The sequence below is a fragment of the Neoakkermansia glycaniphila genome (assembly GCF_900097105.1).
GTDB classification, from domain to species: Bacteria; Verrucomicrobiota; Verrucomicrobiia; order Verrucomicrobiales; family Akkermansiaceae; genus Akkermansia; species Akkermansia glycaniphila.
Genome location: NZ_LT629973.1, coordinates 939748 through 953148, shown reverse-complemented (window position 1 = coordinate 953148; position 13401 = coordinate 939748). Strand labels below are relative to the sequence as shown.

The following is a 13401-nucleotide window of genomic DNA, read 5'->3' as shown; positions in this document are numbered from 1 at the left end:
GGGGCAGGGAGCTTGAGATCAAGCGCCTGTGGAGTCGAGGAAGCCCTTGATGCGGCTGATGCGCGTGGGGTGGCGCAGTTTGCGAAGAGCCTTGGCTTCGATCTGGCGGATGCGTTCGCGAGTGACGTTGAATTGGCGACCGACTTCTTCGAGGGTGCGCGGGTTGCCGTCGCGGAGGCCGAAGCGCTGTTCGATGACGGCGCGTTCACGTTCGTTGAGCGTGTCGAGTACGCCGTGCAGTTTTTCGCGCAGGGAGGCGAAGGAGGCTCCTTCCATGGGGTTTTCGGCAGTTTTGTCTTCGAGGAAGTCGCCGAAGGAGGTGTCATCCGAGTCGCCGACGGGCTGCTGCATGGAGATGGGCTGCTGCGCCATTTTGAGGACGGAGCGTACGCGGTCCACCGGCATGCCGCTGTCCACCGAGATTTCTTCCGGTGTTGGTTCGCGGCCAAGGTCCTGCACGAGTTTTTTCTGGACGCGCATGAGCTTGTTGATGGTTTCGATCATGTGTACCGGGATGCGGATGGTGCGCGCCTGGTCGGCGATGGAGCGGGTGATGGCCTGCCTGATCCACCATGTGGCGTAGGTGGAGAATTTGTAGCCGCGGCGGTATTCGAATTTTTCCACGGCTTTCATGAGGCCCATGTTGCCTTCCTGAATGAGGTCGAGGAAGGCGAGGCCGCGGTTCGTGTATTTTTTCGCAATGGAGATGACGAGGCGGAGGTTGGCTTCGATCATTTCCTTTTTGGCGCGCTGGGCTTCCTTGGCGCTGACTTTCATTTGCTGGTAGGTTTCGAAGAATTCGTCTACCGGCATCCAGACCTGCATTTCGTATTCCCGCAAGGCGTCCTGATGTTCCTTGTTGTCGGGGTTGCTGTCGAGCTGTTTGGTCAGTTTTTTGATTTTGAGGCGGAGTTCACGAAGTTTTTCGACGAAGTCTTCAAAGATTTTGCTTTTGAAGGAGAACTGGCTGAAGAGTTCGGTGAGTTCGTCGCGGGATTCGTTGAAGGAGTTTTCGTAGGCGGTTACGGCCTTGCCGCTTTTGCGTGCCTTGTGAAGGCGGACGTAGGCGCTTTGGGCGTCTTCATGTGCTTCGATGACGCGGCCCATGAGGCGGTGGACTTCCTTGAGGTATTTGTCGCGGCGGTCGATGTTTTTGTCGATGACGATGCGGTCGAAGCGTTCTTCGTTGCGGATGACTTTGTCTGCGAAGTCGAGGTAGTAGGAGTAGACGGTGCCGAAGCGGTGGATGTGCTTCTGGAGTTCGTCTTCGGCTTTTTCGATGCGCAGGGAGATGGCGACTTCTTCCTGCCTGGACAGGAGGTCTTTCTGGCCCATTTGCTTGAGGTACATGCGAACCGGGTCGTCGAGGATGTCGAGCTTGGCTTCCATCTTCTCGGTTTCGTCTTCTTCCTCGATGTCGGAGAGGCGCTGGCGGTCGCTGTAGCTGTCCACGTCCGAGGCGTCGATGATGTCGAACTGCATGCTGCGCAGGCGTTCCATGATTTCCTCGTAGTCCTGAGGGTCGATCATGTCGTTGGGCAGGACGTCGTTGATGTCGTCGTAGGTGAGGTAGCCCTGTTCGTTGGCCAGGAGGATGAGTTCGCGGATTTTTTCCTGTACGCCGGGGGTGTCGACGATGCCGCGGACCGGTTCTACCTTGTGACCCTTTTTGGCTTTTTTACCGCCGGGAAGTCCGGAGAGCTGAAGGGGGGTGGGTGCGACGGGGGCGTCGTCGCGTACTTCGATGCCGAGGGAGTGCAGGCGTTCAAATATGATTTCGCCGTCCTGCGGGTCGTAACCGTCGTCGGGCAGCGCGTCGAAGATGTCGTCGTCGGTCACGTAGCCGCCTTTTTTCTTGGCGATGGTGACGAGCTGTTTGAAGGCGGTTTTGAGGGTGATGTCGTCCGGGAAGAATTCCTGAAGTTCCCGTGCGGATACTTTGGGGGATTTGGTTGTTTTGGCGCGGTCGGCCTTTGGTTCCGCTTCGGGTTCGGGTTTCGCCGGAGCCTTGGCTGCTTTCGGGGCGGAAGCCTTTTTGGCGGGAGCGGGGACCGATTGTTTGGCCGCCGGGGCTTTTTTCGCATCGCCAGCGGGAGCCGCTTTTTTGGCGACCGGTTTTGAAGCCGCTGCCTTGGTATCTGTTTTCTTGCCTGTAGGTTCCGCTTCGGTTTTTTGAGCCGGTTTGGCGGGTTTTGCCGCAGAAGATGAGGAGTTTTGCTTCGGTTTTGTCATGGCATGCAAAATTTGGGGTAAAATCCACCCATTACCGATTTTGTCAAGGTTTGACTGATCGGGAGGGCATTGTAACGATTCCTGAAAATGTGTCAAGCATTTCCTGTGTGATGATTGTCTTTGTTTGGATTGTGTTGCCGGAAGAGAAGCCGGATAAGCTTGTTCTTGACTTTTGGACTGTCTGTCGGTAATTCTCGTTCATGCCAAGGATTGCGCTGATTCAACAAAATGTGTCTGCAGATATTGCGACGAATAAGAAACGCACGGAGGAGGCCATTCGCGAAGCGGCGGCCAACGGGGCGCAGATTGTCTGTACGCAGGAGCTTTTTACGACGCTTTATTTCTGCCGTACGCAGGATTGCGGGGAGTTCGATGCGGCGGAATCGTTGCCCGGCGAGTTGACGGCCTCCCATCAGGCTTTGGCCCGGGAGCTGGGCGTGGTGATTGTGGCTGCCGGTTTCGAGAAGCGTGCCACGGGGCTGTACCACAATACGGCGTGGGTGGTGGATGCGGACGGTGCGTTCCTGGGTCTGTACCGCAAGATGCATATTCCGCAGGATCCCGGTTTTGAGGAGAAGTTTTATTTTACTCCCGGAGATTTGGGGTATAAGTGTTTCGAGACGCGGTTCGGTCGCATCGGGGTGCTGATCTGCTGGGACCAGTGGTATCCGGAGGCTGCACGGCTGACGGCGATGGAGGGTGCGGAGATTCTTTTCTATCCGACGGCGATCGGCTGGCTTCCTGAGGAGAAGCCGGCACTCGGTACGGCGCAGCATTGCGCGTGGGAGACGGTGCAGCGCGGCCACGGCGTGGCGAACGGCTGTTATGTGTGCAGTGTGAATCGCGTGGGGACGGAGGGCGAGACGGAGTTCTGGGGGCAGTCGTTCGTGTCCGATTACTGCGGGCAGATTGTGGCGAAGGCTTCCGTTTCGGAGGAGACGGTTTTGTATGCGGATCTGGATCTGGCGGCATTGGAGGACCATCGCCGTATTTGGCCGTTTTTCCGTGACCGGCGTATTGATTCCTACGGAGGCGTTTTGAAGCGCTGGGGAAAATAAGATTGTCTTTTTTGGAAGATTAGGGCGGTTCATGCCGTATTCCTACCAATCTATTTCATTTATGAATCTGTCATCCATTCTGTTCGCCGCTTCCGCGGCCATTACATGCAGTACCCTTCTCCATGCGGAAGGGCCTTCTCCCGAAGAACTCGTGAAGCGCCAGTGCCGTTCCGTGCACATGCATCACATGCCGATTGCGGACAAGACGAAGGCGATTTACGTTGAAGCCCAGGCTAACGAGAGTGCGCCCGGTACGTATTTCTGCGCGGCCAATTTCCATAACGGCTATATCGGTTTTCAGGAAGTGGCGGATGGTTCTCCCGTGGTGATTTTTTCGATTTGGGATCCGGTGCCGCAGGGTGATAATCCTCATGTGGTGCCCGAAGACCAGCGTGCGCTTTTGATCAAGAAGGGCGACGGTGTGCGTACGCGCCGTTTCGGCGGAGAAGGTACGGGCGGCAATAGTATGCGCGATTTCGACTGGAAGGTGGGCGATGTGCTTAAGTTCCTCGTGGTGGATAAGGAAGACGGCCCCGGTACGCGGCAGCTTTCCGGCTATGTGTATAATGACAAGGCGAAGAAGTGGGAGTTGATTTCCTGCTGGCGTACCTATGCCGATCCGAAGGGGCTCGGGTATGCGGTGAGTTTTGTGGAGGATTTTCGCCGCAACTACGAGTCGACGAAGCATGTGCGCAAGGCGACGTACGGCCCCGTGTTCTCCCTCCAGTCCGACGGTCAGTGGCTGCAGGCTTCCAAGAACGATTTTACGGGCGACGGTACTCCTTCCAAGCATGTGCGCGCTGAGTTGAATGCTGCCCGTGGTATGCATTCCATCGCGACAGGCGGTGCGCTGGAGGCTGATCCCTCTTTCCCGCTGTTCTCTTCCAAGGAGTTGCCTGCGTCGTCCAAGCGTACGGTTCCGGGCAAGGAGGTGATGGATATTATCAAGGCTCCCGTTTATCAACAGGAGAAGTATGCGGAATGAGCGGTTTGTGTGCAGCGAACCGGTTGAAGGAAAGGAGGGCCATGGAGCGTTCCCGTATGCGGGATTTGCTTCGATGGCCTTCTTTCGCCTTGACAATGGGGCCGAATGGTAGTTTTATCTCCCTTCTGTCATGTCAAACAAGCTGAAACTCGCATTGCCCAAGGGTAGCCTTCAGGATGCTACCGTTGAATTGTTCCGCAAGGCAGGCTTCAATATTTACGTATCAAGCCGTAGCTACAAGCCTACCTCCGATGACGACTCTCTGGAGTTGTACCTTATTCGCGCTCAGGAGATCGGCCGCTACGTGCATCAAGGCTTTATCGACTGTGGGATTACCGGTAAGGACTGGATTTACGAAAACCGCGCCGATGTGGACGTGTTGACGGATCTTCAGTATTCCAAGGCGACCTCGAAGCCGACGCGCTGGGTGCTCGTGGTGCCGGAAGATTCCCCCATCCGTACGGCTGAGGATCTCGAGGGCAAGCGCATTGCCACGGAAGGCGTGGGTATTACCGAGCGCTGGCTGGCTGAAAAGGGCGTGAAGGCCGATGTGGAGTTTTCGTGGGGTGCGACGGAAGTGAAGGTGCCGGATCTGGTGGATGCCATTGTGGATATTACCGAGACGGGCAGTTCCATCCGCGCCAACAAGCTGCGCATTGTGGATACGCTGATGACTTCCTACCCGCAGTTCATCGCCAATAAGAAGGCGATGCAGGACGACTGGAAGCGCGAGAAGCTTACCAATATCGTGATGATGCTGCGCGGCGCGCTCGAGGCCCGCGGCAAGGTGGGGCTGAAGATGAATCTCCCGAAGGAGTCTCTGACCACTCTCGTCGAAACTCTTCCCTCCCTGCGCCGCCCGACGGTTTCTCCGCTTTCGGACGATGGCTGGGTGGCCGTCGAAACCGTGATTGACGAATCCGTCGCCCGCGACATGATTCCCCAACTGAAGGCCCTCGGCGCGGAAGGTATCATCGAGTACTCGCTGAATAAGCTGGTGTACTAGGCCGGAACATTCTCCTAAGAGAACACATAACGAAAACATACAAATATGGGATCGCTGAAAAAACGTCGTAAGACCAAAATCAACAAGCACAAGCGCTCCAAGCGCATGCGCCAGAACCGTCACAAGAAGCGTTTGCGTTACAAGTCCTAAGTGGCTTTCCGCAAGCGGCGTGAGGGCCGAAAAATCGCACGGTGTCATTCAGTGGAATGGCACCGTTTTTTTTGCAGGTTATTGGCGGCTTGCGGGTGGGAGTTGATGGTGTCATTTTTCGCTGGGTTTTTCTTGACGGTTTTTACTCTTTGTGATAATTTATCGATTAAGCAATCGTTTAATCAATATGAGATCTATTTCTATCGATGCAGGTTTGTTGAAGCATGGCGAGGAGGTGCAGCGGGCTCGCGCCGGGATGCTGCCCGATGAGGATTTGTACGAGTTGTCCGATTTTTTCAAGGTGTTCGGCGATAGTACGAGGTTGAAGGTGTTGTGTGCGCTCGAAGGAGCAGTGTGGTGCGTGAGCGATTTGGCGGATATTCTGGGGATGACCCGGCCGGCGATTTCTCATCAGTTGAATATTTTGAAGCGGGAGAAGCTGGTTCGGGCGCAGCGGAAGGGGAAGAATGTGTTTTACGCGCTGGCGGACGATCATGTGCGTATGATTCTCGAGATGGGTTTGGAACATTTGCATGAATGAGATGATGAAGACGTGCGGATGCAATGATGGAGAGGGCTGCGGGCAGGTTTTTCGGGCCGGCGATTCCATGGCCGGGCATGATTTGCGCAGGCAGGATTGGCTGATGGCGGTGCGGTTTGCGGTTGCCGCCGGTTTGGCGTTTGCCGGGTGGATGTTCGGCGAGGGTTGGGAAGGGGTTGCCTGCTATGCGGCGGCTTATGTGGTGGCCGGAGGGCATGTGATGGCTGCTGCCGCGAGGAATGTTTTGCGGGGCAGGGTGTTCGATGAGAATTTCCTGATGACGGTGGCTTCGCTTGGGGCGTTTTATCTGGGCGAGTATGCGGAGGGGGTGGCGATTATGCTGTTTTATCTGGTCGGCGAGCATTTGCAGGAGCGTTCGGTGGCGAAGTCGAAGCAGTCGATTTCATCTTTGATGCAGTTGAGGCCGGATACGGCCCGTGTGCGCGATGCGGAGGGCCATACGCGCGAGGTGCCTGCCGCCGAGGCGGTGCCGGGAGATTGCCTGTTGGTGCATCCGGGAGAGCGTGTGCCGGTGGATGGCGTGGTGCTGGAGGGGGTGTCTTCTCTGGATACGAGTTCGTTGACGGGGGAGTCGTTGCCCCGTGAAGTTTCGGTAGGGGATGAGGTGCTTTCCGGCTGTGTGAATCTTTCGGGGGTGCTTGCGGTGCGGGTGCGTAAGAGGTGGGAGGATTCGACGGCTGCGCGGGTGCTGGAGATCGTGCAGGCTTCGGCGGAGCGCAAGACGAAGCTGGAGAATTTGATTACGAGGATTTCCTCATGGTATACGCCGTGCGTGGTGGCGGCAGCTTGCCTGCTGGCGGTGCTGTTTCCCCTGTTGGGCGATGTGTCCTGGGCGGAGGGGCTGCGGCGCGGGGTTATTCTGCTGGTGATTTCCTGTCCGTGCGCGCTGGTGCTGTCGATTCCTCTGACGTTTTGTGCGGCCATCGGCCGGGCGTCGCGGCTGGGGATTCTGTTCAAGGGGAGTGCGTTTGTAGATGCGTTGAACCGGGTGCGGATGGTGGCTTTCGATAAGACGGGAACTCTGACGGAGGGAGATTTTGAGGTGTCGGAGGTGAGGGCTTGGCCGCCGTTTTCGAGGAAGGATATTTTGTTTGTTGCGGCTTCTTTGGAGGCCGTGTCGCCTCATCCTATCGCGCGGTCGATCGTGCGGGCTTGGAGTGGCTCTCGGGAGCTGGAGCGGGTGGAGGATGGCAAGGTGGTGGCGGGCAAGGGGGTATGCGGCATGCTGAAGGGGCGTTTTGTGATGGTGGGCAAGGCGTCGTGGCTGCAGGAGGCAGGGGTGGTGTTGCAGGCCGATGATAAGGAGGACGGTTCTGTGGTTGTGGAGCTTGCTGTGGATGGGGTGTATGCCGGGCGTATCAAGCTGGCGGACCGGATGAGGGGGGCTGCGCCTGCGGTGGTTGATTTTTTGAGGGGTGCCGGGTGCGAGTTGGCTGTGCTGACAGGCGATACTGTGGTTGCCGGCCAGTATGTGGCGCGCCGTTTAAGGATTCCGACGTTCCATACGAATTTGTTGCCGGATGCGAAGGTTTCTTGTCTGGAGTTGTTTCAGAGAAGGCTTGGCGGTAAGGGGTATGTGGCTTTCGTGGGTGACGGGATGAATGATGCGCCGGTGCTGACTCGGGCGGATATCGGTATCGCCATGGGAGGCCTCGGTTCGGATGTGGCGATGGAGGCGGCCGATGTGGTGCTGATGGCGAATGATTTGTCGAAGCTGCCGATAGCGTTCGGGTTGGCGCAGCATGCCCGGCGGCTGGTACGGCAGAATATATGGTTGATTGCCGGGGTGAAGGGTGTTGTGCTGGCGATGGGGGTGCTCGGAGTGGCGACGACGTGGGAAGCTGTGTTTGCGGATGTGGGGGTGTCGATTCTTGCTTCGTTGAATGCGTTGCGCGGGTTTGCCCGTTTCGGTTGAGGGCTGGATGTGTGTTTGAGCCGGGCGTTTCCGGTTGTGGCGGTGTTCGTGTTGACGGGGGGATGGATCCGGTGTTCCGCGAGGCGCGGTATGCGGTGATTGTAGGCGGCATGGGGGCGAATGATTTTCCGGGCACCCAGGGAGAGCCGTGGGATGCCCGGGAGGAGATGCCGCGTGATACGTGCGGTGCTCAGCCTTGCTGCGTATGCGGTGATGAGGCCGTGGCGGCATCGGGGTTCCGCAGTTTCCGAACGAGTTTCGCGATTTCCATCTGGACGATGGAGAGGAAGGAGACGCCTGCGACGATGGCCCATTCCGTGCCGCTGAGCCAGGTGAGCCGGAAGGCTTGCTGGAGCGAGGGGATGAAGAGGAGGCAGGCCATTAGAGCTGCCGAGACGGCGAAGGCGACCCAGAGCCACGGGTTGTGGCCTTCGGCCCGTACCCAGATGGGGGAGGTGTTGGAGCGCTGGTTGAAGGATCGGAGCATTTGCGAGAGGGCGAGGACGGAGAAGGCCATGGTCTGGCCGGTGGCGTGGCCGCCTGCGCGGTTGCCGTACCAGTAGGCGGCGAGGGTCATGGCGGCGACGAAGAGGCCCTGCGAGACGACGCGGGTGATGAGGTCGCGCTCGAAGAGGGTTCCCGATTTGACGGGTTTGTATTTCATGATGTGCCTGTCCGCCGGGTCTACGCCGAGGGCGAGGGCGGGCAGGGTGGCGGTGGCGAGGTTGACCCAGAGGATGTGGACGCCGAGGAGGGGGGATTGCCAGTTGAGGAGGGTGGCGATGAAGAGGGTGGCGATTTCCGCGATGTTGCCGACGAGGAGGAACTGGATGACTTTCTGGATGTTCCGGTAGACACGGCGACCTTCCTTGATGGCTTGGGCGATGGTGGTGAAGCTGTCGTCGAGGAGGATCATGTCGGAGGCACCTTTGGCGACGTCGGTTCCGGTGATGCCCATGGCGACGCCGATGTCTGCCGCTTTGAGGGCGGGGGAGTCGTTGACGCCGTCTCCGGTCATGGCGGCGATTTCGCCGTTTCGTTTGAGCGATTGGATGATGTCGAGTTTGTCCGCCGGGGAGACGCGGGCGAAGACGGTGGTTGTTTTGACGGCGGCGTCGAGTTGGGCGGGGGTCATGCGGGAGAGTTCTTCTCCGGTGACGATGGTGCCTCCGGGGTGCCAGATGCCGAGTTCCTGCGCGATGGCGCGGGCGGTGTTGCGGTGGTCTCCGGTGATCATGACGGTGCGGATGCCGGCTTCGCGGCAGATGCGGACGGATTCGGCGACTTCTTTGCGCGGAGGGTCGATCATGCCCGCGAGGCCGACGAAGGTGAGGCCGTGTTCGAGGTTTTCATCGCCGGAGGCAGGCAGGGTATCGATTTCCCTGACAGCGAAGCCGAGGACGCGCAGGGCCTGTTCCGACATGGAGTCGGCAATGGCGGCGATGCGTTCCCTGTCTTCCTGCGTGATGGGGCGTATTTCGGTGCCGTCGAAGATGCTGGTGCATTGCGCGAGGATGGAGTCGGGGGCTCCTTTGGTGTAGAGGATATGCTGCCCGTCGGTGAGGTTGACGGTGGACATCCGTTTTCTGTCGGAGTCGAAGGGGTGTTCGAGGAGGCGGGGGTGTGCGGTTTCCAGTTGCGCCTGGTTGATGCCGAAGGCGGCGGCGAGGTGGATGAGGGCTCCTTCGGTGGGGTCTCCAATGATTTCGCCTGCGCGGTCGGGGTCGAGGGAGGCGTTGTTGCACAAGGCTGCCGCATGGATGAGGCGGGTGTAGGAATCGGGGGCTTCGACCGCTTTCGCAAGCGGGACGACGGAGCCTAGGGTGAGGCCTTGCCCGGCGGCGAGGTGGGTGACGGTCATCCTGTTGAGGGTGAGGGTGCCCGTTTTGTCGCTGCAGATGACGGTGGCATTGCCGAGGGTTTCGACGGCGGGGAGTTTGCGGACGAGGGCGTTGCGTTTCGCCATGCGCTGAACACCCAGGGCCATGACGATGGTGGCGGTGGCGGGTAAGCCTTCCGGGATGATGGAGATGGCCAGCGAGATGGCGATCATGAGCTGCGGGACGAGGGGGCGCTGGTAGAGGAAGCCGAGCGCGAAGATGAGGATGCAGACGATGATGCCGACGATGGTGAGGGTTTTGCCGACGGCGTTGAGTTTGCGTTTGAGCGGGGTGTCCAGCTCGTCCTGGTTTTCGAGCATTCCGGCGATGCTGCCTACTTCGGTGTGCATGCCGGTGGCGGTGACGATGCCGGTGCCACGGCCGTAGGTGACGATGGAGGAGGCGTAGGCCATGTTTTTCCGGTCGCCGAGGGGGCAGTTTTCCGGGAGTTCGGCAATGGCGTTTTTGCTGGAGGGGAGGGATTCTCCTGTGAGGGAAGCTTCCTGTATCTGGAGGTTGGATGATTCGATGAGTCGGATGTCCGCGGGTACCATGGAGCCGTCTTCAAGGAAGACGATGTCGCCGGGGACGAGCATGGAGGAGGGGATGATGCTTTCCTCTCCTTGGCGAAGCGCTTTGGCATGGGGGGTGTTCATGCTGCGGAGGGCTTCAAGAGCCGATTCCGCTTTTTTTTCCTGAACGATGCCGATGATGGTGTTGAGGATGACGATGGCGAGGATGACGAAGCCTTCCGTCCATTCGTCGAGGCATGCCGAGAGGATGGCTGCTCCGATGAGGATGAGGATCATGGGATCGGCCATGTGTTCCCGGATCATTCGGAGGGTGGTTTTCGGTTCTTTGGCACGGAGTTCGTTGCGGCCGCAGAGGCGGAGCCGTTGTTCCGCTTCGGCATCGCTGAGGCCGTTCCGGGTGGTGGCGAGGGTGGCGCAGACGGTTTCTGTGCTTTTTGCGTGCCATGGTTCGGGGCACGAAAAAGGCATGGCCGTGTTCTCACAGGGAGAGGTGGTCATGCCTTCGCGTGGTCGGGATGCGTTTGTTTTGCTGCTACTTAGGGGAATGCTGCCGTTGTCGTCGCTGGATGATTGGTCCATGTGTGTGTCGATATGATGATGGTGTCCGAGCCGTGAGATTCTACAGGCTGGATATCATTATGAGGCGGGAGCTGCGGTTTTTGTTCAATTTTTTTGAAGGAGATGCGTGTGTTTGCCTGTTCTTGCCGCAATTCGTGCTTGCATGCTGATGTGAAAGGTGTAGAAACAGGGAACACGTTCCGGAGAAGAGTCGGTATTCGGCTGTATCGTCCGGGTTTGTTCAAAATAGAGGTATTCGTGATGAAAAAGTATGTTGTTGCGCTGTCGTCGTTGCTGTTTGTTGCCTGTTCGTCTTCACACCAGAGTGATTTGACGGGGAGCTGGGTGATGCCTGTTCCGGGGCAGCCCGGCAAGGTGCAGGGGTTTCGGTTGGAGGAGGGCGGCAAGGCGTCTTCCATCAATATGGCGACGCTGGTGTATGAAGGATGGAAGCGCGACGGCGATGTTCTGACCGTTTCGGGCAAGAGTGTCGGCAACAGGCAGACGATCCCGTTCACGGAGAATTTCAGGATTGTCAAATTGTCACGCATTGGGTATGCGAAAGGAAATGTCGATGCCTTGCAGAAAAAAATTCCCTCGAAGGGGCTGCTATTGGAAAAGGCAAAAGACGGTACGATACTTTTCCGCTATAAGAAATCATGATTCGCGTCACAAAGGGGCACTAGGAGTGCTTGATTCCTGCCGCCGGAGCCATGCTTCGTGGAGGTCGGGACGGTTGGTTTGCGTGCGGATGATTGCCTGTTCGCGTTTCCAGTCGGCAATGGCTTTGTGGTTGCCGGAGAGGAGGATTTCGGGTACCTGCATGCCCCGGTATTCGTTGGGCTTGGTGTAGGCCGGGGCTTCGAGGAGGCCGTCGGCGAAGGATTCTTCTTCGGATGAGCGTTCGTCGCCGAGGGTGCCGGGGATGAGGCGGGTGATGGCATCAATGACGATGACGGCAGCGATGGCACCGTTGGTGAGGATGTAGTCGCCGATGGAGAGTTCGATGTCGACGAGGGTGTCGATGATGCGCTGGTCGACGCCTTCGTAGTGGCCGCAGAGGATGATGTAGTGGCCGCTGTGGTCTGCAAGTTCGCGGGCGATGCTTTGGTTGAAGGTGCGGCCCTGCGGGGTCATGAGGATGATGCGGGTGTTTTCGCGGCGCAGTTGTTCGACGGCGGCGAAGACGGGTTCGCATTTCATGAGCATGCCCTGGCCGCCGCCGCAGAGGTAGTCGTCCGTGCGGCGGTGTTTGTCGTACGCCCAGTCGCGGAGGTTGTGGGCGCGGACGGAGACGATGCCCGCATCCCCGGCGCGGCCGAGGATGCTTTGGGAGAGCGGTCCCAGTACCATGTCGGGGAACAGGGTGAGGACGTCTATTTCAAGCATGGTTTTATTTGGCTACGTTGCGGCGAAGCATGCCTTCGATGTAGGGATCAAGGTTGCCGTCCATGACGTCCTGTATGTTGCCGGATTCGATTCCCGTGCGGAGGTCTTTTGCCATTTGGTAGGGCTGGAAGACGTAGGAGCGGATTTGGTTGCCCCAGCCGATGTCGCCTTTTTCGCTGTATTGGCGGTCGGCTTCGGCACGCTTGCGGTCTTCTTCAAGCTGGATGAGCTTGGCCTTGAGCATGTTCATGGCTTCTTCACGGTTGCGGAGCTGGCTGCGCTGGGTTTGGCAGGCGACGATGAGTCCGGTCGGAAGGTGGGTGAGGCGGACGGCGGTTTCGACTTTGTTGACGTTTTGTCCGCCTTTGCCGCCTGCGCGGTAGGTGTCCATTTTGACGTCGCGGTCGAGGACTTCGATGGCGACGGTGTCGGAGATGTCCGGCGTGGCGTCGAGGGAGGCGAAGGAGGTGTGGCGTTTGCCGGCGGAGTCGAAGGGCGAGATGCGGACGAGGCGGTGGATGCCGCGTTCGTTTTTGAGGTAGCCGTATGCGTATTCGCCTTCGATTTTGATGGTGACGGAGCGGATGCCTGCGTCGTCGCCGTCGGTGCTTTCCATGATTTCCATGGTGTAGCCTTTGCGTTCACACCAGCGCATGTACATGCGCATGAGCATGCTTGCCCAGTCGCAGGCTTCGGTGCCGCCTGCGCCCGCGTGGATGGTGATGTAGCATCCGGCGGAGTCGTGAGGGCTGTTCAGCAGGGTGATGAGTTCGAATTCTTCAAGTTTTTTGACCCATGCGTGGTATTCCTTGACGGTTTCGACGGCCATGGCATGGTCGTCTTCTTCCTGAGCCATTTCGATGAGGATTTCGAGGTCTTCAAGGCCGGTTTCGAGCGCGCGCATCTGTTCGAGGCGGCGTTTCATGGGGTTGATTTCGTTCATCAGGGCGCGGGCTTCGGTGGGGTTGTCCCAGAAGTCCGGTGCGCTCATGCGTTCATCGAGGTGGGCTACTTTCTGTTCGAGTGTAGCGAGGTCAAAGATAGCTCCCGAGCTCGGAAAGACGGCTCTTCAATGCAGCCGTGTCGAGCGCCGAGAGATCAGAATCAGCGTGTGTGTCCATGTGGAGGGGAGT

General features: G+C 58.4%; 11 protein-coding genes. 7 read left to right on the top strand and 4 right to left on the bottom strand.

Annotation, left to right across the window (positions count from 1 at the left end; all coding sequences use genetic code 11):
• Positions 1 to 18: 18 nt before the first annotated feature.
• The gene (gene rpoD / locus PYTT_RS13875) at positions 19 to 2232 is read right to left on the bottom strand and encodes an RNA polymerase sigma factor RpoD (protein WP_083076525.1); all 2214 of its coding nucleotides are present in this window, start codon (positions 2230 to 2232) and stop codon (positions 19 to 21) included.
• Between the two features lie 200 nt (positions 2233 to 2432).
• Between rpoD and PYTT_RS03895 the strand changes: the two genes are divergently transcribed.
• The 6 genes from PYTT_RS03895 to PYTT_RS03875 all read left to right on the top strand — a co-directional run bounded on the left by PYTT_RS03895 (position 2433) and on the right by PYTT_RS03875 (position 7908).
• Complete coding sequence (locus tag PYTT_RS03895; protein WP_067773673.1) at positions 2433 to 3290, top strand: carbon-nitrogen hydrolase; 858 nt, start codon at positions 2433 to 2435, stop codon at positions 3288 to 3290.
• Positions 3291 to 3351: 61 nt separating this feature from the next.
• On the top strand, positions 3352 to 4275 hold the full coding sequence (locus PYTT_RS03890) for a DUF3472 domain-containing protein (protein ID WP_067773677.1): 924 nt from the start codon (positions 3352 to 3354) through the stop codon (positions 4273 to 4275).
• Between the two features lie 130 nt (positions 4276 to 4405).
• Positions 4406 to 5281 (top strand): ATP phosphoribosyltransferase, encoded by an 876-nt coding sequence (gene hisG, locus PYTT_RS03885; protein WP_067773680.1) that lies wholly within the window; start codon positions 4406 to 4408, stop codon positions 5279 to 5281.
• 45 nt (positions 5282 to 5326) lie between these two features.
• Positions 5327 to 5431, top strand: a complete 105-nt coding sequence (locus PYTT_RS13870; protein ID WP_141675733.1) for an AURKAIP1/COX24 domain-containing protein — start codon at positions 5327 to 5329, stop codon at positions 5429 to 5431.
• Positions 5432 to 5618: 187 nt separating this feature from the next.
• Positions 5619 to 5972, top strand: a complete 354-nt coding sequence (locus tag PYTT_RS03880; RefSeq protein ID WP_067773682.1) for an ArsR/SmtB family transcription factor — start codon at positions 5619 to 5621, stop codon at positions 5970 to 5972.
• A gap of 1 nt (position 5973) precedes the next feature.
• Positions 5974 to 7908 (top strand): heavy metal translocating P-type ATPase, encoded by a 1935-nt coding sequence (locus PYTT_RS03875; RefSeq protein WP_067773685.1) that lies wholly within the window; start codon positions 5974 to 5976, stop codon positions 7906 to 7908.
• Positions 7909 to 8098: 190 nt separating this feature from the next.
• Here PYTT_RS03875 and PYTT_RS03870 read toward each other — a convergent pair whose 3' ends face one another.
• Positions 8099 to 10789: a cation-translocating P-type ATPase gene (locus tag PYTT_RS03870; protein ID WP_067773722.1), complete on the bottom strand. Its 2691-nt coding sequence runs from the start codon at positions 10787 to 10789 to the stop codon at positions 8099 to 8101.
• Between the two features lie 213 nt (positions 10790 to 11002).
• On the opposite strand from PYTT_RS03870, the gene PYTT_RS03865 reads away from it, so the two are divergent.
• Positions 11003 to 11542, top strand: a complete 540-nt coding sequence (locus tag PYTT_RS03865; protein WP_197677917.1) for a lipocalin-like domain-containing protein — start codon at positions 11003 to 11005, stop codon at positions 11540 to 11542.
• Between the two features lie 6 nt (positions 11543 to 11548).
• On the opposite strand, the gene trmD is transcribed toward PYTT_RS03865, so the two are convergent.
• Both trmD and prfB read right to left on the bottom strand, forming a co-directional pair.
• Positions 11549 to 12268 (bottom strand): tRNA (guanosine(37)-N1)-methyltransferase TrmD, encoded by a 720-nt coding sequence (trmD, locus tag PYTT_RS03860; protein ID WP_067773688.1) that lies wholly within the window; start codon positions 12266 to 12268, stop codon positions 11549 to 11551.
• Positions 12269 to 12272: 4 nt separating this feature from the next.
• Positions 12273 to 13389 (bottom strand): peptide chain release factor 2 gene (gene prfB / locus PYTT_RS03855; RefSeq protein WP_342744170.1). Its coding sequence is split into 2 segments (ribosomal slippage): positions 12273 to 13304 and positions 13306 to 13389, totalling 1116 coding nucleotides; the frame shifts between segments, so codons are not numbered across the junction.
• Positions 13390 to 13401: the final 12 nt, after the last annotated feature.